At 70.3% G+C, this 25,227-nt stretch carries 22 protein-coding genes and 1 tRNA gene; 7 read left to right on the top strand and 16 right to left on the bottom strand.

Translation table 11 applies throughout. The annotated features are described in order from the left end of the window. The first annotated feature begins 344 nt into the window (after nt 1-344). Nucleotides 345-1,016 (top strand): CHAP domain-containing protein, encoded by a 672-nt coding sequence (locus tag VIL67_RS03105; RefSeq protein WP_332047376.1) that lies wholly within the window; start codon nt 345-347, stop codon nt 1,014-1,016. Nucleotides 1,017-1,044: 28 nt separating this feature from the next. On the opposite strand, the gene VIL67_RS03100 is transcribed toward VIL67_RS03105, so the two are convergent. Then, nucleotides 1,045-3,204 (bottom strand): primosomal protein N', encoded by a 2,160-nt coding sequence (locus VIL67_RS03100; RefSeq protein WP_332047375.1) that lies wholly within the window; start codon nt 3,202-3,204, stop codon nt 1,045-1,047. Nucleotides 3,205-3,269: 65 nt separating this feature from the next. Here VIL67_RS03100 and fsa point away from each other — a divergent pair, with 65 nt between their 5' ends. From fsa to VIL67_RS03085, 3 genes are read left to right on the top strand one after another with little or no spacing between them, the layout of a single operon-like run. Next, complete coding sequence (gene fsa, locus VIL67_RS03095) at nt 3,270-3,923, top strand: fructose-6-phosphate aldolase (RefSeq protein ID WP_332047374.1); 654 nt, start codon at nt 3,270-3,272, stop codon at nt 3,921-3,923. 14 nt (nt 3,924-3,937) lie between these two features. Further along, a complete protein-coding gene (locus tag VIL67_RS03090) occupies nt 3,938-4,618 on the top strand; it encodes a DUF484 family protein (protein ID WP_332047373.1) in 681 nt (226 codons plus the stop codon). Further along, complete coding sequence (locus VIL67_RS03085) at nt 4,603-5,529, top strand: tyrosine recombinase XerC (RefSeq protein ID WP_332047372.1); 927 nt, start codon at nt 4,603-4,605, stop codon at nt 5,527-5,529. Before VIL67_RS03090 ends, VIL67_RS03085 begins: the two co-directional genes overlap by 16 nt. Here the strand turns inward: VIL67_RS03085 and VIL67_RS03080 are convergent, their stop codons facing one another. The 5 genes from VIL67_RS03080 to VIL67_RS03060 all read right to left on the bottom strand — a co-directional run bounded on the left by VIL67_RS03080 (nt 5,530) and on the right by VIL67_RS03060 (nt 9,214). Then, the gene (locus VIL67_RS03080; RefSeq protein WP_332047371.1) at nt 5,530-5,817 is read right to left on the bottom strand and encodes a hypothetical protein; all 288 of its coding nucleotides are present in this window, start codon (nt 5,815-5,817) and stop codon (nt 5,530-5,532) included. A gap of 62 nt (nt 5,818-5,879) precedes the next feature. Further along, the gene (locus tag VIL67_RS03075) at nt 5,880-6,350 is read right to left on the bottom strand and encodes a GNAT family N-acetyltransferase (protein WP_332047370.1); all 471 of its coding nucleotides are present in this window, start codon (nt 6,348-6,350) and stop codon (nt 5,880-5,882) included. Beyond that, a complete protein-coding gene (gene lpdA, locus VIL67_RS03070) occupies nt 6,332-7,729 on the bottom strand; it encodes a dihydrolipoyl dehydrogenase (RefSeq protein ID WP_332047369.1) in 1,398 nt (465 codons plus the stop codon). The genes VIL67_RS03075 and lpdA overlap by 19 nt, the downstream gene beginning before the upstream one ends. 88 nt (nt 7,730-7,817) lie before the next feature. After that, on the bottom strand, nt 7,818-8,150 hold the full coding sequence (locus VIL67_RS03065; RefSeq protein WP_332047368.1) for a cupredoxin domain-containing protein: 333 nt from the start codon (nt 8,148-8,150) through the stop codon (nt 7,818-7,820). 20 nt (nt 8,151-8,170) lie between these two features. Then, the gene (locus tag VIL67_RS03060) at nt 8,171-9,214 is read right to left on the bottom strand and encodes a cytochrome-c peroxidase (RefSeq protein WP_332047367.1); all 1,044 of its coding nucleotides are present in this window, start codon (nt 9,212-9,214) and stop codon (nt 8,171-8,173) included. A gap of 157 nt (nt 9,215-9,371) precedes the next feature. On the opposite strand from VIL67_RS03060, the gene VIL67_RS03055 reads away from it, so the two are divergent. Further along, complete coding sequence (locus VIL67_RS03055) at nt 9,372-11,777, top strand: methyl-accepting chemotaxis protein (protein ID WP_332047366.1); 2,406 nt, start codon at nt 9,372-9,374, stop codon at nt 11,775-11,777. Between the two features lie 21 nt (nt 11,778-11,798). Here VIL67_RS03055 and odhB read toward each other — a convergent pair whose 3' ends face one another. From odhB to VIL67_RS03030, 5 genes are all read right to left on the bottom strand, one after another. Further along, on the bottom strand, nt 11,799-13,085 hold the full coding sequence (gene odhB, locus VIL67_RS03050; RefSeq protein WP_332047365.1) for a 2-oxoglutarate dehydrogenase complex dihydrolipoyllysine-residue succinyltransferase: 1,287 nt from the start codon (nt 13,083-13,085) through the stop codon (nt 11,799-11,801). Nucleotides 13,086-13,150: 65 nt separating this feature from the next. After that, nucleotides 13,151-16,102 (bottom strand): 2-oxoglutarate dehydrogenase E1 component, encoded by a 2,952-nt coding sequence (locus VIL67_RS03045; protein WP_332047364.1) that lies wholly within the window; start codon nt 16,100-16,102, stop codon nt 13,151-13,153. 83 nt (nt 16,103-16,185) lie between these two features. Beyond that, nucleotides 16,186-17,064 (bottom strand): succinate--CoA ligase subunit alpha, encoded by an 879-nt coding sequence (sucD, locus tag VIL67_RS03040; RefSeq protein ID WP_332047363.1) that lies wholly within the window; start codon nt 17,062-17,064, stop codon nt 16,186-16,188. Between the two features lie 5 nt (nt 17,065-17,069). After that, the gene (gene sucC / locus VIL67_RS03035) at nt 17,070-18,269 is read right to left on the bottom strand and encodes an ADP-forming succinate--CoA ligase subunit beta (protein ID WP_332047362.1); all 1,200 of its coding nucleotides are present in this window, start codon (nt 18,267-18,269) and stop codon (nt 17,070-17,072) included. 134 nt (nt 18,270-18,403) lie between these two features. Further along, nucleotides 18,404-18,955 (bottom strand): DUF2306 domain-containing protein, encoded by a 552-nt coding sequence (locus VIL67_RS03030; protein ID WP_332047361.1) that lies wholly within the window; start codon nt 18,953-18,955, stop codon nt 18,404-18,406. Nucleotides 18,956-19,114: 159 nt separating this feature from the next. Between VIL67_RS03030 and VIL67_RS03025 the strand changes: the two genes are divergently transcribed. Then, on the top strand, nt 19,115-19,873 hold the full coding sequence (locus VIL67_RS03025; protein ID WP_332047360.1) for a LytTR family DNA-binding domain-containing protein: 759 nt from the start codon (nt 19,115-19,117) through the stop codon (nt 19,871-19,873). A 3-nt stretch (nt 19,874-19,876) separates the two neighbouring features. Here the strand turns inward: VIL67_RS03025 and VIL67_RS03020 are convergent, their stop codons facing one another. Beyond that, nucleotides 19,877-21,808, bottom strand: a complete 1,932-nt coding sequence (locus tag VIL67_RS03020; RefSeq protein ID WP_332047359.1) for an outer membrane protein assembly factor BamB family protein — start codon at nt 21,806-21,808, stop codon at nt 19,877-19,879. Between the two features lie 150 nt (nt 21,809-21,958). Between VIL67_RS03020 and VIL67_RS03015 the strand changes: the two genes are divergently transcribed. Continuing rightward, nucleotides 21,959-22,035 (top strand) — tRNA-Arg (locus tag VIL67_RS03015). Nucleotides 22,036-22,049: 14 nt separating this feature from the next. On the opposite strand, the gene VIL67_RS03010 is transcribed toward VIL67_RS03015, so the two are convergent. From VIL67_RS03010 to VIL67_RS02995, 4 genes are all read right to left on the bottom strand, one after another. Next, on the bottom strand, nt 22,050-22,730 hold the full coding sequence (locus VIL67_RS03010) for a hypothetical protein (RefSeq protein WP_332047358.1): 681 nt from the start codon (nt 22,728-22,730) through the stop codon (nt 22,050-22,052). A gap of 52 nt (nt 22,731-22,782) precedes the next feature. Continuing rightward, complete coding sequence (locus tag VIL67_RS03005; RefSeq protein ID WP_332047357.1) at nt 22,783-23,658, bottom strand: sucrase ferredoxin; 876 nt, start codon at nt 23,656-23,658, stop codon at nt 22,783-22,785. Next, on the bottom strand, nt 23,655-24,644 hold the full coding sequence (locus VIL67_RS03000) for a cupin domain-containing protein (protein WP_332047356.1): 990 nt from the start codon (nt 24,642-24,644) through the stop codon (nt 23,655-23,657). The genes VIL67_RS03005 and VIL67_RS03000 overlap by 4 nt, the downstream gene beginning before the upstream one ends. 202 nt (nt 24,645-24,846) lie before the next feature. Further along, nucleotides 24,847-25,095: a hypothetical protein gene (locus tag VIL67_RS02995; RefSeq protein WP_332047355.1), complete on the bottom strand. Its 249-nt coding sequence runs from the start codon at nt 25,093-25,095 to the stop codon at nt 24,847-24,849. Nucleotides 25,096-25,227 lie beyond the last annotated feature (132 nt).

Raw genomic sequence — 25,227 nt, 5'->3', positions numbered from 1 at the left:
GCGTCGCAGGCGAGCGGGCGAGCACTTGTTTCAGATCGTTGCAAGCGCGTGATGTCAGGTGTTCGCGGCGCGGGACCAGTATAGACGCGGGATGTATCGGCGCGGCGACAGCTTAGGTTCGGGCGGCGCCACACCCCCTGTGGCATAGTTGTCTTAATGGCCGGGCCGCCGGTTAACGCTTTTGTCTTCCTAAGCTCTTGCCGCCGGCAGATATTGCCGCCCGCGGAGCCCGCCCGACTCGCGATGACGGCTGGCGACCGGCGGTCGCAGCCGCGTAAACCCTCTTTTCACTGCCGGGGGGCTAGGGTTATCCCTTCGCTCGTAGCGTCGGGGAGTGCCCAAGCATGCGTAAACAGCTGAGGACCCTGCTGGGTTCCCTGGCCGTCGCCGCGTTCGTCGGCATGACGCCTGTGACCGCCGCGGCCGACACCTATTGGCAGTGCGTGCCGTTCGCCCGCCTCCTGTCGGGCATCCAGATCTTCGGCGACGCCCGCACCTGGTGGCAGCAGGCGATCGGCAAGTACGAGACCGGCTTCCAGCCGAAGACCGGCGCCGTGCTGTGCTTCAAGCCCACCGAGCGGATGCGCCTTGGCCACGTGGCCGTGGTGTCCCAGGTGCTCACCGACCGCGTGGTCCAGATCACCCACGCCAACTGGTCGCCCATCGACGGCTCGCGCGGCAAGGTCGAGAAGGACGTCACCATCGTCGACGTCTCGCCGGCCGGCGACTGGAGCCAGGTGAAGGTTTGGTACGACCCGAGCCGGGACCTCGGCGGCTCCACCTACCCCACCTACGGCTTCATCTACCAGGACGCCCAGGCCCAGAAGCTGGCCGTCAACGGCTGGAACCAGGTGGGCAACAAGGCGCTCGCCATGGCCCAGACCGCCGCGAACCAGGTCTCCGCCGCCGTCCGCCCGGGCGCCGGTCCGCTGGCCCTGCTGACCCAGGCCGCCGACTCCACCGACCGCATCGGCGCCCTCATCGCCGCCGCCACCGGCCAAGGCGGCGACCGCTAGGCTGCGGCCTCGCGCCGAGCTAGCGGTCCTACAGGAAGCTGTAGGGGTCGATGTCGATGGCCAGGCGGACGCTTGCGGGAGGCTTCACCCGGGCGCGCCAGGTGGCCATGTAGGCCGACAGGTCCACCGTACGGTCGGCGCGGACGAGGAAGCGCTTGCGGCGACGGCCGCGCACCAGGCTGAGCGGGGCGTCCGCCGGGCCATAGACCTCCACCCCTTCGGCGTTGGGCGCAGCCTCGGCCATCGCGCGGACGAAGGCGTCGAGCTGGGCAGGGTCCGCGCCTGAGGCGATCACCGCCGCGAGGCGGCCGAACGGCGGCAGCTTGGCGAACGCCCGCTCCTCCATCTCGGCGGCGACGAAGGCGTCCCGGTCCTGGGCGGCCAGCGCCTGCATCACCGCGTGGTCGGGGGCGTAGGTCTGCAGCAGGGCCTTGCCCGGCCGGTCGCGTCGACCCGCCCGGCCGGTGGCCTGGGCCAGCAGCTGGTAGGTGCGCTCCGCTGCGCGCAGGTCGCCGCCGCGGAGGCCGAGGTCGGCGTCGACGACCCCCACCAGGGTCAGCTTCGGGAAGTTGTGGCCCTTGGCGGCCGCCTGGGTCGCCACCAGGATGTCGATCTCACCGGCGGCCATGCTCTCCACCAGCCGCTTCGCCTCGCGGGCGTCGTAGACGGTGTCCGAGGAGAAGACGGCCACCCGGGCCTCCGGGAACAGGGCGCGCGCCTCCTCCTCCACCCGCTCCACGCCAGGGCCGATGGAGACCAGGCTGTCCTGGGCGCCGCAGTGCGGACAGCGCTCGGGCTTGGGCATGGAAAAGCCGGTCAGGTGGCAGACGAGGCGTCCGGAATAGCGGTGCTCCACCAGCCAGCTGTCGGTGTCGGGGGCGGTCATCCGCTCGCCGCACGCGCGGCAAAGCACCAGCGGGGCGTAGCCGCGGCGGTTGAGGAACAGCAGGGTCTGCTCGCCGCGCTTCCAGGTCTCTTCCATGGCCGTGACCAGGGGCGGCGAGAGCCAGCGGCCGCTCTCGGGCGGGGTGGTGCGCAGGTCGATCAGCTCGATGTCCGGAAGCCGGGCGGTCCCGTGGCGCGCGCCGAGCCTGAGCCAGCGGTAGCGGCCGGTCTCGGCGTTGCGCAGGCTCTCGAGCGACGGCGTGGCCGAGGCCAGGACGACGGCCGCCTTCTCGATCCGGCCACGGACCACGGCGAGGTCGCGGGCGTGGTAGATGAAGCCCTCTTCCTGCTTGAACGAGCTGTCGTGCTCCTCGTCGACGACGATCAGGCGCAGGTTGGCGAACGGCAGGAACAGCGCCGAGCGGGCGCCCACCACGATCCGGCAGCGGCCGTTCGCCACCGCCTCCCAGACGCGCCGGCGAGCCGGCGGGGCCACGTCGGAGTGCCACTCGCCGGGCTGCGCGCCGAAGCGAGCTGCGACACGGCCGATCACCGCCTGCGTGAGCGCGATCTCGGGCAGCAGGACCAGCACCTGGGCCGTTGGATCCGCCGCCAGCGCGTGGGCGGCGGCCTCGAGGTAGACCTCGGTCTTGCCCGAACCGGTGACGCCGTCGAGGAGGGCGACGCCGAAGCCCTGCTCGTCCAGGAGGCCGTTCAGGGCGTCGGCGGCGGCGCGCTGGCTGGCGTTCAGCTCCGAGCCGGGGCGGGCCAGGTCGGGTTCGTCGAAGCGGGCGACCGGGGCCACCGTGCGCAGCGCCAGCACGCCCTCTTCCAGCAGGGCCTTCACCACGCCCGAGGAGACGCCGGCCGCCCGCGCCAGGTCGGCGGGGCTCATGGGCGTGGCGGCGGCCTCCACCACCCTGAGGCGGGCGGGCGTCGGATTGGCGGGCTGAGCCCCGGTGCGCTCCACGAGCCGCACGGGCTTGGGCTTGGGGCAGCGGGCGCCGCGGAGCGCGATGGCCAGCGGGCCGCCGGGAAAGTCGACGGCGTAGCGGGCCGCCCACTCCACGAAGGCGATCGTGCCCGGCGGGAGGCGGGGCTCGTCCAGGCGCTCGGCCACCGGCTTCAGCGGGCGGTTGCCCCCGGCCGCGTCGCGCACTGCCGTGACCACGCCGCGCACCAGCCGGGGACCCAACGGGGCGGCCACCTGGTCGCCCACGGCGAGGTCCAGCCCTTCCGGCTCGGCGTAGTCGAACGCCTCCGGAAGCGGCATGGGCAGCAGGACGGACGCGATACGGCTCATCGGGGACCTTTTGCGCCGGACCGGAAGGCGGCTACAAGCGTCTCCCGCATTCGCAAGGTCATCTCATGCAGCTCTTCCTCGACACCACCGACGTGGCGGTCCTGAAGGACCTCGCCGCCACCGGCCTGGTGGACGGCGTCACCACCAACCCCTCGCTGATCGCCAAGTCCGGCCGCAACATGCTGGACGTCATCGGCGAGATCTGCGCCGTCGTCGAAGGCCCGGTGAGCGCCGAGGTCGCCGCCGCCGACACCGCCGGCATGCTGGACGAGGGCCGCCGGCTGTCCACCATCGCCCCCAATGTGGTGGTGAAGGTGCCGCTGACCCGTGACGGCCTGATCGCCACCCGCGAGTTCGCCCGCGAGGGCATCCTCACGAACGTGACCCTGTGCTTCTCGGCGGCCCAGGCGCTGCTCGCGGCCAAGGCCGGCGCCAGCTACATCAGCCCGTTCATCGGCCGGCTGGACGACCACGGCGCCGACGGCATGGACCTGATCACCGAGATCCGCACGATCTACGACAACTACGGCTTCGACACCGAGATCCTGGCCGCCTCCATCCGCAGCCCCGGCCATGTGGCCCAGGCGGCCATGGTCGGCGCCGACTGCGCCACCATCCCGCCGGACGTCTTCCAGGCGCTCTTCAAGCACCCGTTAACCGAGAAGGGGCTTGATCAATTCCTCAAGGACTGGGCGAAGACGGGCCAGTCCATCCTCTAGAACCAGGGACGGGCATGGACGGGGCCGAGGCGAGAGCGGACGACGCGCAGCTGGAGCCCGGGGTCCGGCGCTACCTGGTGGACAACGCGGAGCTGGTCCGCGCCGACGGCGAGCTGCTCGCAGAGCTCGGCCTGAAGCTCGCCGCCGAGAACGTGGTCGACTTCGGGCCGGCGGCCCTCGCCCGGGTGCACGCCGCCCACCGCCGCGAGGCGAGCGCCCGGCAGCAGCTCGAAGCCACCGCGCGGGAGAACTACGCCGCCCAGGGCCAGACCCACGGGGCGGTCATCGACCTGCTCGAGAGCCGCAACCACGCCGACCTTGCGCGCCGGGTGGACGACCTGGCGCAGTGGCGTTTCGGCCTGACCGCCGGCGTCGTGGCGCTGGAGGGTCCGGAGAACACGCCGGCCGGCTGGCGGGCCCTGGTGGAAGGCCAGGTGGACCTCCTGCTCGGGGGACACCAGTCGCTGCATCGAATGGGCTTCGCGCCGACCGCCCTGGGGCTCTTCGAAGGCCGCGCCGAGCGGGTGCAGTCTATGGCCATGGTGCGGCTGGCGATCTGGGAGCCCGCACGCCAGGGGCTGATCGCCTTCGGCTCTGAGGATCCCGACGGCTTCACCCCGGACATGGGCGCCGAGCTGGTGGCCTTCCTCGCCCGGGTGGTGGAGCGCACGGCCGAGCGGTGGCCGGTCCTCTGAACGCCGCCGCGGCCAGGGCGCTCTGGCTGGAGCATCTGGCGCACGAACGCCGCGCCTCGCCGCGCACCTTGGAGGCCTACGGCTTCGCGGTGGACCGCTACATCGCCTTTCTGTGTCAGCACCGCGGAGAGACGCTGACGGTGAAGGGTCTGTCCGAGGTGACGGCGGGCGAGGTGCGGGCCTGGCTCGCCCACCTGAGGCAGGGCGACAAGCCGCTGTCGCCACGGTCCCTGTCCCAGGCGCTGAGCGCCATCCGCACCTTTCATCGCTTTCTCGATCGCCGGCTGGATGCGCCGAACCCGGCCATCGCCCTGGTGCGCGGGCCGCGGGTGAAGCCCGGCGCGCCGCGGCCGGTCACCGAGGACCAGGCCCGCGGCCTGATCGCGGAACCGGCGCTCGATCCCGATCGCGACGGCTGGGAGGCCGCCCGCGACGAGGCGGTGCTGACCCTGCTCTACGGCTGCGGCCTGCGGATCTCGGAAGCCCTGTCCCTGAAACGCTGCGACGCGCCCTTGGGCGACAGCCTGCGGATCACCGGCAAGGGTGCGAAGACGCGGATCGTGCCCGTGTTGCCGGCGGTGCGCGAAGCCGTGGACGCCTATCTGGCCCAGTGTCCCTTTGTCCTGGGACCCGAAGCCCCGCTGTTTCGAGCCCGGCGCGGCGGACCGCTGTCGCCGCGGCACGTGCAGGCGACCGTCCAGTCGCTCCGCGGTCGGCTAGGCCTGCCCGACAGCGCCACGCCGCACGCGCTGCGGCACTCCTTCGCCACCCACCTGCTGGGGGCGGGCGCCGACCTGCGCTCAATCCAGGAACTGCTGGGCCACGCCTCGTTGTCGACCACCCAACGCTACACCGAAGTGGACGCCGCGGCGCTGCTCAGCGCCTACGCCAGCGCCCACCCGCGGGCGTAGCTAGCGGCGGGGCGCCGGGAAGCGACCATCGCCCTGGACGTTGCGGCGAACGACGACCGCCTGCGAGCAACCGTCAGGTCCCATGCGCAGGACTGTGAGTTCCTGGTCCGCCGGCGGCAGCTCGCCCAGCGATTGGACACGCGGCGGGTTCGGTCCACGGCGGTTTACAGGCTCGGCGTTCCAGAGGCCGCAGTTCAGCTGAGAGCGCGCGATCATCCGTGGGGAGATGCGGACGGGGAGGTCGGCTGCGGCCGAAGAGACGGCGGCGGCCATGAGCAGGGCGATCATGTGACGAAACCTCCTTCTCGGACGAGGCCCGGAGCATGCGGCCGCAACCGGAGCGGGTCACGTCAAGATTGCGCTACCCGCCGCTCCAGCCGCAGCCAGCGCACGTCGGAGCCGGGGTCTCGGCCGCGTTCTGTGCAGACGAAACCCTCGCGGGCGTAGAACCTTTGGGCGCGGACGTTGGGCTCCTGGACCTTCAGCGACACGGGACCGTCGGCGACGCCGCTGACGTAGTCGATCAAGGCCTTTCCAATGCCCCGCCCGCGCTCGGTCACATAGAGCGAGTGGAGGAAATTCTGCGGCCGGTAGAAGCCGGCGAGCCCGACCAGCCGGTCCTCCAGCACCGCCACATAGATCTCCTCCTCGCGCGCGGCGCGGGCGAAATCCTCTCGGCGGTGGCGTTCGGGCCGTTGCCAGGTGAAGGTCTCGCGCAGCACCTTCACATAGAGGTCAGCGCACGCCGGGAGCTCCTCCAGGCGTGCGGGGCGCACCGTCAGGCCGCCCGCCCGTTGCTGGCTCAGGCCTGCATCGTCCAACCTTCGACCCCCATGGAGGCCTGACGCAGCGCCTCGGAGCGCGTCGGGTGCGGGTGGCAGGTGCGGGCCACGTCCTCCGACGCGGCGCGGAATTCCATGGCCACGGCGAACTCGCCGACCATCTCGGAGACGGACGGTCCGATCAGGTGCGCCCCCAGGATCTCGTCGGTCTGGGCGTCGGCCAGCACCTTCACGAAGCCTTCGGTCTCGTGGTTGATCTTCGCCCGGCTGTTGGCGGTGAACGGGAACTTGCCGGCCTTGTAGGCGCGCCCTTCCGCCTTCAGCTCCTCCTCGGTCTTGCCGACCCAAGCCACTTCCGGCGCGGTGTACACGACCGAGGGAATGATCCCGTAGTTCACGTGTCCCGCCTTGCCGGCGAGGGTCTCGATGCACGCCACGGCCTCTTCCTCGGCCTTGTGCGCCAGCATCGGGCCGAGCGTCACGTCGCCGATCGCCCAGACGCCGGCCGCGGTCGTCCGCCAGTGGTCGGTCTCGATGAAGCCGCGGGCGTTCGGCGCCACGCCGACGGTCTCCAGCCCCAGCCCCTCGGTGTAGGGCCTGCGGCCGATGGCCAGCAGGACGTAGTCCGCTTCCAGCTCCTCGGCCGCCCCGCCGGCGACCGGCTCCATGGAGAGGGTGACGCCCTTCTTCGACGCCTTGGCCCCCGTGACCTTGGTCCCAAGCTTGAACGCCATGCCCTGCTTGGTCAGCGCCCGCTGGAAGGTCTTGGCCATCTCGGCGTCCATGCCGGGCGAGATGCGGTCGAGGAACTCGACCACGGTGACCTTCGCGCCGAGCCGCCGCCACACCGAGCCCAGTTCGAGGCCGATGATGCCCGCGCCGATCACCACCAGGTGCTTCGGCACTTCCGGCAGGGAGAGGGCGCCGGTGGAGTCGACGATGCGCTCGTTGTCGACGATGACGCCGGGCAGGCCGGCCGGCTCGGAGCCCGTGGCGATGACGATGTTGCGGGTCTCAAGGGTCTGGGTCGCGCCATCTTCGCCGGTGACTTCGACCTTGCCCGGGCCGGCGATGCGGCCGCGGCCTTTCACCCAGTCGACCTTGTTCTTCTTGAAGAGGAACTCGACGCCCTTGGTGAGCTGGGCGACCGAGTCCGCCTTCTGCTTCATCATCTGAACCAGGTTCAGCTTGGGCTTCACCTCGATGCCGAGGGTGGCGAACTCGGTGTTCGCAGCGTCGTAGAGCTCGGAGGCGTGCAGCAGGGCCTTGGACGGCATGCAGCCGACGTTGAGGCAGGTGCCGCCCAGGGTCCCGCGCATTTCGACGCACGCCGCCTTCAATCCCAGCTGTCCGGCGCGGATCGCCGCGTTGTAGCCGCCGGGGCCGCCCCCGATGATGACGACGTCGTACTGGGCCATGTAACTCGCCTGCAGGTGTCGAAGGAAAAGTGCGGCCCAGATATAGGTTTTGGGCCGCCGAGGCGAGGCTTGCGACGCGATTTCCAGCTCAGCTGGCGGTGACGGTCATCTTCATCTTGGGGTGGATGCCGCAGCTGACATTGAAGGCGCCAGCCTTCGTGAACAGCACGCTGACCTTGTCGCCGGGCTTCTGCAGCCCGCCGTTGAAGGTCATGCCGGGGCCGGACACGGTGATGTTGTGGACGGTGCGGTCGCTGTTCTGGAACACCACCGACTGGCCACGCTTGACGGTCAGGGCCGGCATGTTGAAGGCCAGCCCTGCCTGGTCGACGGTCGTCGAGGCCGCGCCGACGGCGGCGCCGGCCAGGATGCTGGGCAGGATGATGGCCGCGGCGGCCAGGGCGGTGCGGGTCTTGGTCATGGGGCGGGTCCTAGGTCGGGTCATTTCGGCAGGTTCGGGAAGGGCTGCGGCGGGTCCTCGCTGCTCAGCGTCTTGAGGAAGGCCACCAGCTCGCCCTTCTCCTCGGCGGTGAGGCCCAGCGGCTTCACCTCCGTGGAGCGGCTGCCGCGCTCCAGGGTCGGGTTGTTATAGAGGTCGACGACGGCCTCCAGGGTGCGGGCGGAGCCGTCGTGCAGGTAGGGTGCGCGGTCGGCGATGTTGCGCAGCGTCGGCGTCTTGAAGGCGAAGCGCAGCTGTTCGATCCGCGGCGCGACCTTGGCGCGGCCCTCGTCGGTGCCGGAGATGCCGATGTCGTGGAAGCCGTCGTCGGTGAAGCGCCAGCCGGTGTGGCAGACCGCGCAGTTCGCCTTGGTGTTGAACAGCACGAAGCCGCGCTTGGCCTTCTCGGAGATCGCGTCCTCGTCGCCGTTGATCCAGCGGTCGAAGGGCGCCTCGCCAGACACCACCGTGCGCTCATAGGTGGCGATCGCCTTGGCTACGGTGTCGATGGTGACGCCCTCGTTTGGGAACACCTGCGCGAAGGCGGCCTGGTAGCCTGCGATGCCCTTCACCCGCGCCACGGCGTCTCCGTGGCTCATGTTCATTTCGGCCGGCGACTCGATGGGTCCCTTCGCCTGGTCCTCGAGAGTCGCAGCGCGGCCGTCCCAGAAATAGGGGCCGCCCCAGGCGACGTTCAGAATGGTGGGCGTGTGACGACCCAGCTTGCCGCCGCCGTGGCCGACCCCGAAGGCGAGGCCGTCTTCCCAGCCGAGGCTGGGATTGTGGCAGCTGCCGCAGGAGATGACGCCCGACCCGGAGATCCGCGGGTCGAAGAACAGCTTGCGGCCGAGCTCCACCTTTGCGGGGGTGATCGGATTGTCGTCGGGGGCGGGGACCGCTGCCGGGCGCGTGTATTGCTTCTTCAGGGCGCCGAGCTCTTCCGACGGCAAGCTGTCTGCAACGCCCTTGGACGCCCAGGCCAGAACGCTGGCGCCGGCCACCAACAAGAGCGATCGAGCGACCCTCTGGAGTCGGATTTTGAACATGCGGTCTCCCCCCGTCCGTTTCCGTGGAAGGTCGGGCGGAGGCTTTTAACGACCGGTGAAATGCGAAATGCGGCAACCTGTCGCAGAACGCGCTATGCGTCGTTAACCCTCATCGGCTCCTACTCGGTTCGGGAGATTGTCTCGGGGGATCAATAGCGTGGACGAAGTGCGCTATCCGCGGCTGCTGCGGCTCATCCATTGGACGGTCGCCGGCCTGATTGGGCTGCAGCTCGCCGTCATGCTGCTCTTCAAGCAGATGGCGTCTCTGGAATACGGCCAGGCGGTACTGGCGGTCCACGCAAATTGTGGACTCGGTATCCTGCTAATGGGTAGCTTGCGCTTGGCGGTGGCGCCCCGCCACCGGTCTCCGCCCCCGCTCGCCGGCACCCCCGCCTGGCAGGTGTGGGCCGCGCGCCTCGTGCATTGGGGCATGCTGGCCATCATCGTGGGCCTGCCGGCGCTCGGGATCGCGCTCGCCTGGGCGCGGGGGGACGCGTTCAAGGTTCTGGGACTGATCGCTGTCCCGCCGATGATCGAGGCGAACCTCGACCTAGCGGACGTCCTGCTGACCTGCCACCGCGCCGCCGCCTACAGCCTGATTGTCTTGATCGTGACCCACCTTGCCGCGGTGGTCTTCAACGCCCTGATCCGCAGGAAGGACGTGCTGCAGCGGATGATGCCGGAGACCCACGACGAGGTCTTCCGCCAGCGCTTGCCGCTGTGGGCGCAGGTCACCGGCGCCTGCGCGGCCCTGGTGATCGTGGCGGTGTCGGTCGGCCTCTACGGCATGGCCAAGAACGGCGAGGTCTCCGAGGTCGGCAAGCAGACCTACGATGGCGCCTTCACCTCGCTTTCCCACGCCCGCAGCGGCCAGGCCTCGCTCAAGGAGCTGATCGGCCTGGTCGCCGCCGGCGACCCGGCTTCGCTCGCCCGGCAGACCGAGCTGGTGGACGCCGCCATCAGCGACCTGCAGGTGGTGGTGGAAAAGGGCGACCCCGAAGCCAAGGCCGGCGCAGCCGAGATCATCCAGGCCCTGCAAGCGCCGGTCGCTGGCGATGCGGCCGCGCTCCGCGCGCTGGACGTCAAGCTGGAGGACACGGTCATGGCCTTGACCGCCAGCGCCTTCGAGGCGCGCACCCAGATGGAGAACGCCTCGGCCCAGGCGCACGATCTGATCCTCATTTCCCTTGGCCCCACCATCCTGCTGGGCGGCCTCGTGGCGCTCTTCGTGTCCTATAACGTCCGCCGGCACATCCGTCGGCTGCAGGATCTGACGCGCGAAATGGCCGCCGGCGCGCCGCCCCGCGACGTCACGGTCAAGGGCCGCGGCGAGATCGCCGAGCTCATGCGCGACCTGCTGGAAACCCAGGCCACCATCCACCGGCAGCGTTCGGAGAACGCCGACCTGGCCGACGGCGCGAGCCGCCGCGCCCGGCAGGCCGAGCAGCTGATCCAGGCGATCTCGGCCATCGCGGAAGCTGGGCGCCGCGGCGACTTCTCCGTCCGCGCGCCCACCGGGCCGGAGTTGGGCGAGCTCGCCAACGTGGGCGTGGCGTTGAACGCGCTCTGCGACTCCACCGACCGCTTCCTGGGCGACATCGACCAGCTCGCCGGCGCCCTTGCGGAGCGGGACCTGACAGGCCGCGCCAGCGACCGCTACGACGGGCGCTTCGCCGCAGTCGCGGAGAACCTGAACCGGGCGGCCGACCAGCTGGCGGGCGCGCTTGGGGAAGCCTCCGCCTCTTCGGACGCCACACGCAGCTCGGCGCACGCGCTGGCGGCTTCGGCCACCGAGCTCGCCCACCGCGCCGAGCAGCAGGCGAACGAGCTGCAGGCGACCGCCGCCGCCGTTCAGCAGATGGACGCGGCCGTGCAGTCCACCGCCACCAACGCCGAGGCCGCCGCCACCGCCGCGCGCGAGGCCGCCGACATGGCGATCTCGGGCGAGGGCATCGCCGAGCGCGCCGTGCAGGCGATGGGCGAGATCGAGCAGCGCTCCCGGCAGGTGGGCGAGATCATCGACCTGATCGACGACATTGCGTTCCAGACGAACCTGCTGGCGCTGAACGCCGCGGTCGAGGCCGCGCGGGCCGGCGAGCAGGGCCGTGGCTTCGCCATCGTCGCGACCGAGGTCCGCAACCTCGCCACCCGCTCGGCCAACGCAGCCAAGGACGTGCGCGGCCTGATCACCGCCTCGGCCGACGAGGTGAAGTCCGGCGTCGCCTATGTGAACGAGGCGGGGGAGTTCATGCGCAACGTCATCGAGAGCGTCCGGCTCGCCGCCGAGCGCGTGGCCGACATCTCGGAGGCCGCCCGCACCCAGGTGCGCAACGTGGGGGCGATGACCGAGACCATCGAGCGGGCCGACCGGCTGACCCGCAGCAGCGTGGAGACGGCCGATGCTTGCGCTATCCGTGCAGTCGCTGGTCGCCGAGGCCGACAGCCTCGCGGGCCAGATGGGGGCCTTTCGGCTGTCCGAAGACAGCGCTGCGGCGGCTTCGTCACGCGCCGCCTGACGACGCACGAAAAAGGCCGGCGGAGCACGCGCCCCGCCGGCCTCTAGGCATTGCGTGCGGTTCGCAGGTCAGACGTCGAGCAGCAGGCGCTGCGGATCCTCGATGGCGTCCTTCACGTGCACCAGGAAGGTCACCGCGCCCTTTCCGTCGACAATCCGGTGATCGTAGCTCAGCGCCAGGTACATCATCGGGCGCGGGACGATCTGGCCGTTCACCACCATCGGACGTTCCTGGATCTTGTGCATGCCCAGGATGCCCGACTGCGGGGCGTTGAGGATCGGGGTCGACATCAGCGAGCCGTAGACCCCGCCGTTGGAGATGGTGAAGGTCCCGCCCTGCAGGTCCTCGAGGGCCAGCTGGCCGTCGCGGGCCTTCTTGCCGAGCGCGCCGATCTCCTTCTCGATCTCGGCCAGGCTCATCAGGTCGGCGTCGCGGACCACGGGCGTCACCAGGCCCCGCTCCGTCCCCACCGCGACCGAGATGTCGTAGTGGTTCTTGAAGATGATGTCCTGGCCATCGATCTCGGCGTTGACCTCGGGCACCTGCTTCAGGCCGTAGATCACCGCGCGCACGAAGAAGCTCATGAAGCCGAGCTTCACGCCGTGCTTCTTCTCGAACACGTCCTTGTACTGGTTCCGCAGGGCCATGACGTTGGTCATGTCCACCTCGTTGAAGGTGGTCAGCATGGCCGCCGCGTTCTGGGCCTCCTTCAGCCGGCGCGCGATGGTCTGGCGCAGGCGGGTCATGCGGACCCGCTCCTCGCGCTCGTGGGTGGCGCGTGGAGCCGCCGGCGCCGGCGCCTGGGCCGGAGCCTTGGCGCGGGCTTCGAGCGCCGCCAGGGCGTCGCCCTTGGTGATGCGGCCGTCCTTGCCGGTGCCGGAGATCGCGCCGGCGTCGAGATTGTTCTCGGCTGCGATCCGCTGGGCGGAGGGGGCCAGGACGGCCTCGGACTTCGCCTTGGCGGACGGGCTCATGTCCGGGACCGGCGAGGAGGTCGGCGCCGCCTTGCCGGGCGTGGCTTCCGGCTGCAGTTCGCCGGCCGGAACCGGCGCCGGGCTGGAGGTCGGCGCAGCGGTCGGGGTCACCGAGCCCTGCGAGGAGGTCGGCTTGGCCGCCGCGCCGCCTTCCGAGATCTTGCCCAGGATGGCGCCCGGCTCGACGGTGGCGCCCTCGTCGAAGGCGATGCTCTCCAGCACCCCGTCCGACGGCGCGGCCACTTCCAGGCTGACCTTGTCGGTCTCCAGTTCGACGAGGATCTCGTCCTTGCGCACCGGCTCCCCGGCCTTCTTGGTCCAGCGCGCCACCGTCGCTTCGGTGACGGACTCGCCCAGGGCGGGGGTCATGATGTCGGCCATTGCCGGTGCGCTCCTTAGGTCTTCAACACAAACAGTGAGGGAGGGGGGCTTAAGGTCTCGGTGGTCTAGGCGAAGGCTTCGGTGAGGAAGGCTTCCAGTTCCTTGAGGTGGCGGCTCATCAGGCCGGCGGCGGTGGACGCCGAGGCCGGGCGACCCACGTAGCGGGCGCGCTTGGACTTGACGTTCAGGCGTTCCAGCGTGAGCTCCAGCCACGGGTCGACGAACTGCCAGCCGCCCATGTTCTTCGGCTCTTCCTGCACCCAGACCAGCTCGGCGTTCTTGAAGCGCTTCAGCTCGCTGGACAGCGACTTCATCGGCCAGGGATAGAACTGCTCGAGGCGCAGGATGTAGACGTCGTCGCGGCCGGTCTTCGCCCGCTGCTCAATGAGGTCGTAGTAGACCTTACCGGAGCAGAGGATCACCCGGTTGATCTCGGCGTCCGCCTTCAGCGTGACGCCGCCCACGTCGCAGCCCGCCTCGGCGCCGTCCACCAGCACGCGGTGGAAGGTCGTGCCCTCCGCCAGGTCGGCGAGAGTGGAGACGCAGCGCTTGTGGCGCAGCAGGCTCTTGGGCGTCATGACGATCAGCGGCTTGCGGTACTCCCGCAGCACCTGGCGGCGCAGCATGTGGAAGTAGTTGGCCGGCGTCGACGGATTGACGACCTGCATGTTGTCTTCGGCGCAGAGCTGGAGGAAGCGTTCGAGGCGAGCGGAGGAGTGCTCCGGACCCTGGCCCTCGTAGCCGTGCGGCAGCAGCATCACTAGACCGCTCATCCGCAGCCACTTGCGCTCGCCCGAGGAGATGAACTGGTCGATGACCACCTGGGCGCCGTTCACGAAGTCGCCGAACTGGGCTTCCCACATGGTCAGGGTGTTGGGGTCGGTCAGCGAGAAGCCGTACTCGAAGCCCAGCACCGCCTCTTCGGACAGCGCCGAGTCCAGCACCTCGAAGTGCGCCTGGTTGGGCCCGAGGTTGCGGAGCGGGAAGTAGACCTCCTCAGTCTTCTGGTCGATCAGGCCCGAGTGGCGCTGGGTGAAGGTGCCGCGCACGCTGTCCTGGCCGGACAGGCGCACCGGGTAGCCCTGATCGAGGAGGGTGGCGAAGGCCAGGTGCTCGGCCGTGGCCCAGTCCAGGCCTTGGCCGCTCTCGATCGCCTCGCGGCGGCCCTGGACGACCCGGTCCACGGTCTTGTGGATGCTGATCCGCTCGGGGACCGTGGTGATCTTGCGGCCGAGGTCCAGCAGCTTCTGCTTCGGCACCCCGGTGACGCGCTTCTCGTCCGCGGTGGGCAGCTTCAGGCCTGACCACTTGCCGTCCAGCCAGTCGGCCTTGTTCGGCTTGTACGACTTGCCGCCGTCGAATTCCTTGTCGAGGAAGTCGTTGAACTCGGCGACCCAGGCGTCGACCTCGTCCTGGGAGACGACGCCTTCGCCCACGAGCCTGCGGGCGTAGAGGTCGCGCACCGACGGATGGTCCTTGATCTTCGCGTACATCAAGGGCTGCGTCATCGTCGGATCGTCGCCCTCGTTGTGGCCGAACCGGCGGTAGCAGAACATGTCGATGACCACGTCCTTGCCGAACAGCTGTCGGTATTCGGTGGCCACCTTGGCGGCGAAGACCACGGCCTCCGGGTCATCCCCGTTCACGTGGAAGATCGGGGCCTCGACCATCAGCGCCACGTCGGACGGATAGGGCGAGGAGCGCGAGTTCTTGGGGCTGGTGGTGAAGCCGATCTGGTTGTTCACCACGAAGTGCATGGTGCCGCCGACGCCATAGCCCTTGAGGCCCGACAGGGCGAAGCACTCGGCCACCACGCCCTGGCCGGCGAAGGCGGCGTCCCCGTGCAGCAGCAGCGGCAGGACGTGGCCGCGGCCGGCGGTGGGCTGCTCGCGCAGGGTGAAGGCCTGCTTGGCGCGCACCTTGCCGATCACCACCGGGTTGACGATCTCCAGGTGGCTGGGGTTGGCGGTCAGCGACAGGTGGACGCTGTTCTGGTCGAACTCGCGGTCCGAGCTGGCGCCCAGGTGGTACTTCACGTCCCCCGAGCCTTCCACGTCCGACGGCACGGACGAGCCGCCTTGGAATTCGTGGAAGATCACGTGGTAGGGCTTGCCCATCACGGCGGCCAGGACGTTCAGGCGGCCGCGGTGCGGCATGCCGATGACGATGTCCTTCACCCCCATGGCGCCGCCGCGCTTGATGATCTGCTCCAGGGCCGGAACCATGCTCTCGCCGCCGTCGAGGCCGAAGCGCTTGGTGCCGGGGAAGCGGCGGTGCAGGAACTGCTCGAAGCCCTGGGCCTCGACCAGCTTCTTCAGGATGGCGACCTTGCCTTCCTTGGTGAAGGCGATCTCCTTGTCGCGGCCCTCGATACGCTCCTGCAGCCAGGCCTTCTCCTTGGGATCGGAGATGTGCATGTACTGCACGCCGACGTTGCCGCAGTAGGTGCGGCGCAGGATGCCGAGGATCTCGCGCAGGGTGGCGGTCTCCAGCCCAAGCACGAAGTCGAGAAAGATCGGCCGGTCGTAGTCGGCTTCCGCGAAGCCGTAGGTGGCCGGATCCAGCTCGGAGGCGTCGCCCGGCGTGGCGGCGATGCCCAGCGGGTCGAGGTTGGCCTTCAGGTGGCCGCGCATCCGGTAGGCCCGGATCATCATGATGGCGCGCAGGCTGTCGAGGGTCGCGGCGCGCACCTCGTCCTGGGTGGCGGCAGGCTTCTTCTCGGCGACCTTGGCGCCCAGCTTGGCCTCGACGGCGGGCCACATGCCGTCGATGGCGGACAGCCAGTCGGGGCGCGCGGCCGGCGCGGCGGGTCGTGTCCAGGCGGGCTTCTGCGTCGACCGCTTCACCTCGTCGGCGCGGTCGGCGAGGGAGGCGAAGAACGCCTGCCACGAGGGCTCCACCGAACCGGGATCAGAGGCCCACTTCGCGTAGAGGTCCTCCACGAAGGCGGCATTGCCGCCGTAGAGGAAGGAGGTCTCGGCGAGCACCTCGTTGATCAGACCTGCGTCGTCCGCCATTTCGTCCGCTTCCCGGTCGGACCGCGGAGCTTCTGATCAAGGAGCCGAGCGCGGACCGCCCATACGCTGAAAAACTATGTGCCTCAGGCGCTCTTCAGCACCTCGAGCAGGGTTTCGCCAAGCTTCGCCGGAGACGGCGACACGCGGATGCCCGCGGCCTCCATCGCGGCGATCTTGTCCTCGGCCCCGCCCTTGCCGCCGGAGATGATCGCGCCCGCGTGGCCCATGCGACGGCCCGGAGGCGCCGTACGACCCGCGATGAAGCCGACCATAGGCTTCTTGATTGCTGAATTCTTGATGAACTCAGCGGCTTCTTCCTCGGCCGAGCCGCCGATCTCGCCGATCATGATGATCGACTCGGTCTCGGGATCGTCCAGGAACATCTGCAGCACGTCGATGAACTCGGTGCCCTTGACCGGGTCGCCGCCGATGCCGACGGCAGTCGTCTGGCCGAGGCCCACCTGAGACGTCTGAAACACGGCCTCGTAGGTAAGCGTGCCGGAGCGCGACACAACACCCACCGAGCCCTTCTTGAAGATATTGCCCGGCATGATGCCGATCTTGCACTGCTCGGGCGTCAGCACGCCCGGGCAGTTCGGCCCGATCAGGCGCGACTTCGAACCGGCCAGGGCGCGCTTCACCTTGATCATGTCCGTCACCGGGATGCCTTCGGTGATGCAGACGATCAGCGGGATCTCGGCGTCGATGGCTTCCAGGATCGAGTCCGCGGCGAACGGCGGCGGCACGTAGATGACCGAGGCGTCGGCGCCGGTTTCCTTCACCGCCTCGCCGACGGTGTCGAACACCGGCAGGTCCAGGTGCTTCGTCCCGCCCTTACCGGGGGTGACGCCGCCGACCATCTTGGTGCCGTAGGCGATGGCCTGCTCGGTGTGGAAGGTCCCCTGCGAGCCGGTGATGCCCTGGCAGATGACGCGGGTTTCTTTGCCGATGAGGATGGACATGTCTCTTACGCGGCCCCCCGCACGGCCTGGACGATCTTTTCCGCGCCATCCGACAGGTCGTTGGCGGCGATCACGTTTAGACCGCTCTCGTTGATGATCTTCTTGCCGAGCTCGACGTTGGTGCCTTCCAGGCGGACCACGAGCGGCACTTTCAGACCGACTTCCTTCACGGCGGCGACCACGCCCTCGGCGATGATGTCGCAACGCATGATGCCGCCGAAGATGTTCACCAGGATGCCCTTCACGTTGGGATCCGCGGTGATGATCTTGAACGCGGCCGTGACCTTCTCCTTGGAGGCGCCGCCGCCGACGTCCAGGAAGTTGGCGGGCTCTGCGCCGTAGAGCTTGATGATGTCCATGGTCGCCATGGCCAGGCCGGCGCCGTTGACCATGCAGCCGATCTCGCCGTCGAGGGCGATGTAGCTGAGGTCGTACTTGGAGGCCTCGATCTCCTTCGGGTCCTCCTCGCTCTCGTCGCGCAGGGCGACGATGTCCTTGTGGCGGAACAGGGCGTTCGAGTCGAAGCTCACCTTAGCGTCGAGCACCCGCAGCTGGTCGTCGGCGGTGACGATCAGCGGGTTCACCTCCAGCATGCTCATGTCCTTGGCCATGAACGCGGCATAGAGCTGGCCGAGCAGCTTGGAGGCCTGCTTGGCGAGGTCGCCCTTCAGGCCCAGGGCTGCGGCGAGCATCAGGCCGTGGTGCGGCCACACGCCGGTCACCGGGTCGATGGAGAAGGTGGTGATCTTTTCCGGGGTGGCGTGGGCCACTTCCTCGATGTCCATGCCGCCTTCGGTGGAGGCCACCACCGACACCCGGCTCGTCTCGCGATCGACCAGCAGCGAGAGGTAGAATTCCTTGGCGATGGCGGCGCCTTCCTCGATGTAGAGGCGATTCACCTGCTTGCCGGACGGGCCGGTCTGGTGGGTCACCAGCACCCGGCCGAGCATTTCCTCGGCGTTGGTGCGGACCTCGTCCACCGACTTCACCACGCGCACGCCGCCCTTGGCGTCCGCGCCGAGCCCTTCGAAGCGCCCCTTGCCGCGCCCGCCGGCGTGGATCTGGGACTTCACGACGAAGACGGGGCCGCCGAGCTTTTCAGCCGCCTGCACCGCCTCGTCGACGGAAAAGGCGGGATAGCCGCGCGGGACCGCGACGCCGAACTCTGCGAGGACGGCTTTGGCTTGGTGTTCGTGGATGTTCATGAGGCCGTGGCGCTGTGATCGCCTCGCCCGGGGCGGCGAGTGGGCGCGGTTATAGGCGCCCCCCTCCTCGATGACAACCGCGTGAGGGCGTCAAAAACGCCCTCTATTCCGCTGGGTGAGCCGCGTCGCGCCGCTCAGCCGAAGAACATCTGCCAGAGCGCCCGGCCGGGGATGAACGCCACGAAGAGGTTGATGGCGAAGCCGCCGTAGAACAGTCCCATCATGCGCCCGCGGTGGCGGGCGATCTCGTGGCGCCGGGCGGCGATCACCGCGATTGGCAGGGTGATGAGCGTCCAGCCGGTGAACAGGTGCAGCACCGACCACGAGCCATGATTGAGGCTGGTGATGAACAGGGTCGAGCCGGCCACCACGGCGACCACCGCGACCCAGGTCCAGCCCGCCACGCGGTGGAAGGTCCGCCCCTTGCGCACCAGCATCAGGACGGCGCCGAGCACCAGGGCGGCGACGGCGAACAGGACGTGCACCTTGATCGCCGGCGAAAGGCCGTTCCAGACCGTCAGGTCAGGGGCGTGCAGCCGGGCGGCCGCGAGCCCGCCGAGCGCCGGGCGCCAGAAAGCCCCCAGGGCGAGGTAGAGCACCACGACCACCGCGGCCATGGCCACAAGGAAACGAGGGGCGAAGCCCGGCGTGCGGCCTTTGGCCTGGATTTGCGAAACCAGCGACATCCTTTATCTCCCGAATGCTGGCGGAGCGTCCGAGGCGCTGCGCCGTGTTCGTCGCTCGGATGGGGGCCGTCGGATCGATGCGCGAGCGGCAATACGCGGGATGACGCGGCGGGTTCGCGAGCGGCAGGCGGGCGCCGTTCACGCTTCGCGAGCGGCGGCATGAAGCGCCTGCTGCTGAGGCTTGGTCCGCACGAGGACCTGACCGGCTGGGGCCGCACCTTCGGCATCGCCGGGGTCGCGGCCGTGTTCCTGACCCTTTCCGGCGCCTTCGGTACCCACGATGCGCCCGCCGGGCTGCGGCTGCTCTACTGGATCCTGCTCATGGCCGTGGGCGCGCTCTGGGGCGGTCTCGTCGCGCGGCTGTTCCTGCGCACCGCCATCCGCCAGCGGCTGGGCCTCTGGCGCGGCGGGATCGCCGCGGCGGCCGTGATGTCGGCGCCGTTCACCCTGGTCGTGTGGGCGGCGTCCACCCTGATCCTCAAGGACGGCATGCCGCTGCGCCTGGCGCCGTTCCTGTTCGTGCCGGTGTTCGTGGTTTCGCTGATGATGTTCGCGGTCAACCTGGTGGTGGAGACCCGCCGCGCCGCGCCCGGCGCGCCCGCCCCGCCCAAGTTTCTCGAGCGACTGCCGCTGAAGCTGCGCGGCGCGGAGGTCTGGGCGGTGGAGGCCGAGGACCACTACCTCCGGCTCCACACCTCAAAGGGACAGGACCTGATCCTCATGCGGCTGGCCGACGCGGTGGCCGAGCTGGAGGGGATCGAAGGCATGCAGGTGCACCGCTCCTGGTGGGTGGCGCGCAACGCCATCGCCGACGCCCGCCGGGGGGACGGGCGGGCGACGCTCACCCTCAAGGATGGCTCTGAGGTCCCGGTCAGCCGCACGTATGCGGGGCAGCTGCGCGAGAACGGCTGGATCTGAGCCCTACTTCTTCGGCCGGTAGGCGACCAGGACGTTGCCCGCCGCCTGGCCGAACGAGCCGTAGCCCGAGTTGACGAACAGCAGACCGTCGCCGGCAAAAAGCCCCGCCGCATCGATCGAGCCCCCCTGGCCGGCGACGCCGTTCACCGGCTTGTAGGCGGTGGCGATCGTGTCGTGCATGGCGAGCACCCTGCCGGTGGCGGCGTCGAACACCCAGACCCGGCCGTCGAGCGAGCCGGCCACCACCGCGCCGTCGATGACCAGCGGAGCCGCCGAGAGGCCGTAACGGTTGCCGCAGATGGCGATCTTCGCCCGCGCGCCCGTGCAGTCCGGCGCCGCGCGCCACTGCCAGGCCACCTTGCCGGTGCGCACGTCCACCGCGTGCATCCCGGCCGCCGACTTGTCCTTCGGCACGTTGGGGTCGCTGATCGGGGCGAACACCCGCACGCCGTCGGTGGCGATGCCCCAGTGGACGCCGCCCAGCGCCGTGCCCTGGCCGAAGGTCTGGCGCCACAGCACCTTGCCCGTGGCCGGGTCGAGCGCCCAGACGTCACCCGACTTCTGGCCGCCGAGGATCACGTCCTTGCCGCCCTTGCCGCGGAAGACCACCGGGCCGGCGCCGAAGTCGTGGTCGCGCAGCACGCTGCCTTCAGCGGCGAAGTAGCAGTTGGCGCCCAGCGGCCGGCCGTTCGACGGCGTCGGCGAGCCGGTGGGACAGGACATGTTCCAGACGTCGTTCGCCAGCGCCTGGAACACCCAGTTCTGGCGACCCGACTTCAGGTCGATGGACACGATGGCGTCGCTGGTCCCAGTGGCGGGCGGGGAGGTGTTCTCGCCCGTGGAAGCGAAGACCACGCCGCGCCTCACGTCCACGGCCGGGGATGACCAGACCGGCGCGCCGGAGGGGCCGTAGGCCGCGGCCCCTTGAGAGTTCTTGCGGCCGAGCGGCTTGGCGTCCTCCATGGTGTGCCAGGTCCACAGGACCTTGCCGTTCGCGGCGTCGACTGCGGCCACCGCGCCGTGGCCCTTGCAGCACTCGTAGGCCGGGCGCATCGCTGCGCCCACGTCGCTGCCGGAGATCGGGACGATGATCCGGCCCTCGTGGATCAGCGGCGAGCCGGAGAGCGGCGCGGTCTTGTCGTGCCGCGGGTCGGCCCGCCACAGCAGCTTGCCCGTCTTGGCGTCGAAGGCCACCAGATTGCCGGCGGCGTCCCCGCCCACCAGACCCATGGGCCCGCCCTTGCCGAGCTGGCCGTACGCCAAGCTGTTGCGCACCTGGGACGGTGTCGGCGTGGCCCACTTCACGCAGCCGGTCTGGGTGTCCAGCGCCAGGATGTGGTTCGCCTGTCCCGCGGGATAGAAGAGGGTATTCCCGACCACCACGCCCTGGCCGCGCAGGCCCGACGTCCGCGGCATGGCGAAGGTCCAGGCCACTTCCAGGTTGGCGAGGTCCCTGGTGGTGAGGCCCGCCTGGGCGGCGCTCATCCGGCGGGTGTTCTCGAGATCCACGCCGAAGCCGACCTGCGCCGGCCGGGGCTTGAGGTCCACCGTGCGCCGCTCGGCGGGGCACATGTTCTGGTCGAGCCAGGCGGTGCCGACCGGCGCCTCGGCGGGGGCCAGGTAGGTCACCACCGCGCGCAGCTGCTCCCGGGTCAGCTGGTCGCCGATCGGCTTCATCACGCCGGCCGTCAGCACGGTGGTCAGCGTCTGGGCGCTCATCCGGCGCAGCGACGCCACCGGCGCGGCGCGGCTGCCGGCCTCCGGCGCGTTGTGGCAGCCGGCGCAGAACTGGTCGTAGACCGCCTTGCCGGGATGGTCGGCCTGGGCGGCGTCCGCATGGCCCTGCTGGGCGAGCGCGAAACCTGCGGCGAGCGCCGCGGCGACCGACGCCGCCAGGCCGGCGCTCAGGCGCACGGGACGGGACCAGATGACCATGTGTTTCCCCCAGACAGGCGGCCGCCTCGGGCGGGCGGCTTCGGGGCGCAAGCTAGCCGTACCCTGTCTTCTGATAATTGCCGCGCTGAAATCTGAGGAGGCGTTTGCGGCGCGCGAGGCTTTCGGCTAGAGAACCGGACCCGCTGAAACGCACCCGTAGCTCAGCTGGATAGAGCGTTGCCCTCCGAAGGCAAAGGTCACACGTTCGAATCGTGTCGGGTGCGCCAGCGGTACGTCCGCTTCAGGGCTTTGCGGCCGGGGCCGCGAGCCGGCGGGCCTCCTCCAGGAACGGGGCGGCAGGGTCGGCCCAGAAGGCGTCCCGCAGGTACGGGAGGCGCGGCCCGTCGCCCTGCTGCCGCCAGCCGGTGAACACCAGATAGGCCGCGTGGCGGCTCATGCGGCGGGCGGAGGTCCAGCCGTCGCAGAAGAGTATCGACATGTTGCCTACGGCGGCGCCGTAGGCGGGGCCGCTGTCGCGCTGCTCGACCGGCTCCGTCGGCGCGGCGTCGATGACATCGACCAGGGCGAAGTCCTCCGTCCAGCCGGTCCGTGACACGCCCTTCAGCGTCTCCACCACCGTAACCTGCGCCTGTTCCGCCCGGCACGCGCGGCGAGCGGCGTCTCGGTCCCGTTCGGCGGCGGCGTAGGCCGCCCTCTCCCGCTGCCCGGCCCGACGTGGCAGGGGCGGCTGGATCGTCGGGTGCTGGTCGCAGGCGATCGGCAGCTCGCCGTCAGCCAAGGGCGCGGCGGGCCGCACCGTCACCAGATAAACGGCCTCGGCGCTCGCAAACCGGTCGGCGAACGCCTCGCGCCAGCCGGGCTCGATGGTCATCAGCTCGTCCGGGTGGCCGCGGGAGCAGGCGGCCGCGGTGTCGGCGGCGGCGAGGCACAGGGCGGCGACGATGATGGTGAGGCGGTCCATCGATGCATCCGAGGCGAGCGGGCCGAGCCCAGCGCTGCGGCGCAGCGCCCGGCTAGCCGGCGGTGTCCAGCGCCCGCGCCCCGGCGTAGACCAGCCGCCGACCGGCCGCGGGCTTATGACCCTCCAGCTTCTCGCAACTGGCGAAGAAGCTGAGCTCCATCTGCCGAAGGGCGACCTCGAAGCGGCGGCCCTCGGGCGTGGTGACGGCGACCTGCGATGCGTCCGGTGGGTCGCGGTGGAGGCGCAGGGGGGCGGTCGCTGCGTCCAGCAGGCCATCGCGCGCTAGCCCCGCGCGGACCACCTGGGCCAGCGGCGATTCGAAGACGCGCCCGCGGTAGTGGGCCGGATCGATCCGGCCGGCCGCCTCGCGTTCCGTAAGGGAGGCCAGGTCAAGGCTGTCCAGGTGGGCGTACATGCTGCCGCTCGGAAAGAAGATGCCGGTGGCTGCGAAGCGGTCGCCGCCCAGGTGCGAGCACTCCAGAGGCTCGAACGGCGACCGGCCGGCCTGGAACAGTTTCAGTGCGGCGGAATAGGCGGCGAAGCCCCACTTGGCGCAGCAGCGGTCGCGGGTGCCATGGGTGCAGATCGCCAGGCGCGGCCGGGGTTCGGCCTCGACCCTCCAGCGCCCGCGGAACGCGTCCAGCAGGGGCGCGAGCCCCGGGGCGACCGGCCCCGGTGCTGCATGCACTAGGATGGTGTGGTCGTGCGGCGCCCGCGCCTTCGGCGGATTGTAGAGCCGGGTGACCACTCCGCCGCGGCGGGCCGCCGCGACCGCGGCGAGTTCCTCGGTAGACGCCCAGCCGGTGTTCATCTCCTGGGCGCGCCACAGCTTCTTGGCCACGGGCAGGAAGACATAGGCCTGGGCCCGCACGCCGGTGCCGGCGGCCGGCGCCCCCGAGGCGAGGTCGGCGCGCGAGCAGAAGCTCACGGCGGGGCCCCGTTCCGCGTCACCAGCACGCCCCGGGCGACAAGCTCACGCAGCAGAGCCGGCAGCTTCGGCCGGTCCGCCGCCGGCAGAGCGGCCTCGATCTGGCTCACCGTCAGGACCTGGCCGTGGGCCAGGTCGCGCAGCGGCGTCTCCAGGCTGCCCGCCAGCCGGAATTCGACGCCCCGCCAGCTCAGCACCGCCTCGCCGTCCCGCGTCGTGACGCGCGCCGCCCCATCGGCCAGGGCGAAGGCGGCGTCCGCGGGATAGGCCTCGTCGGCGCGGCCAACGTAGGGAAAGGACAGCTTCGGCCGCTGCGCCTGCCCGGCCTCCACGTGCCGGCGATAGGACCGGCCCAGCGCCTCGGGATCCAGCGACGCGGCGCGCGCCAGCAGGCCCGAGAGGTGGGCGCCCAACACCGCGTCTCCGTGCTCGAACGGCAGGTCGGCGCGCACCTGCGCCTCGCTCAGCAGGTGGTCGGCCAGCCAGTGGAGGAAGTCCGCCCCGGTCTTGCGGGTCAGACCGATCGTCAGGTGCAGGGTGGGCTCTCCCAGCCCGACCGCAGCGTGCCAGTAGCCGCGCGGCAGGTAGAGCAGGTCGCCCCGCTCCAGCACCAGCTCCTCGATCGGCTCGGCGGGCCGCGGGTGATCGGCGGGATCGTCTTTGCGGCTAGGCCAGGCCCGTGTCGCGCCATAGAGCCGCCAGTGCTTGCGGCCCTCCACCTGCACGATCAGCACGTCGTGGTCGTCCCAGTGGACGTCGAACCCCTGGCTGGTTCCCCAGCAGGCGTAGAGGTTGGCCTGGGACGAGCAGGCGAAGTCCGCCGCCAGCCCGGCGCAGAGCTGCTGCAGCGGCGGGCTGAGCTCGTTGGCGGCATCGAGGATCAGGGTCGCCCCTTCGCGCAACCGCTCGGTGAGCACCGCGGCGTCGAGGTCCTGCATGGTCTCGCCGCGCCGGGTGCGCCGCGCGCGGAACAGCCCCTTCGTCACGTCGCCGCCCCGCTCCAGCCGCAGCCGAGGCGGGGTCAGGCGATGTTCGGCCAGCGCCTGGTTGAGGATCGGCCAACCGAACAGCCGCGCGGCCGCCTCGCGCCCCAGGTGGGTGCGCCAGGCGTCCCGGCCGAAGCTGGTCGAGAGGAAGGTCCGCGCCCTCTCCGGTCCGATTAGGTCGGAGAGGGTAGGGGAGACCGCCTCAGGCGGCGTCCCCGTCCGTGCCGTCGGTCCCGTCGCCGTCGGCTCCGTCCGTGTCGCCGCCGTCCGTTCCGTCGGAATCGGAGCCGTCGCTTCCGTCGCTGTCAGACCCGTCGGTGCCGTCACTGTCGCCCCCATCCGTTCCGTCGCTGTCGTGCGGGTCCTTGGCCTGATAGGCGGCTTCCGGGCCGCCCGGCTCGTCGACGCCGTGCAGCAGGCCGTTGTCGTCGGAGTTTGGGTCCTGGCTCATCTTCCGGTCCTTGGTGGAATCCGGCGCGCCGCCCGACGCGGCGCCCCTCGCGCCCTAGCAACGCTCCCGCCGCTCGGGCGATCCCGCGGCCGCTCGGTGAAATGCCCTGCAACGGGGTCGCGGCTCGACCGT

Origin of the sequence: Phenylobacterium sp., assembly GCF_036563385.1 — a bacterium.
GTDB lineage: Bacteria > Pseudomonadota > Alphaproteobacteria > Caulobacterales > Caulobacteraceae > Phenylobacterium.
The sequence above is the reverse complement of the archived record's forward strand: the minus strand, read 5'-3'. Positions and strand labels throughout refer to the sequence as shown.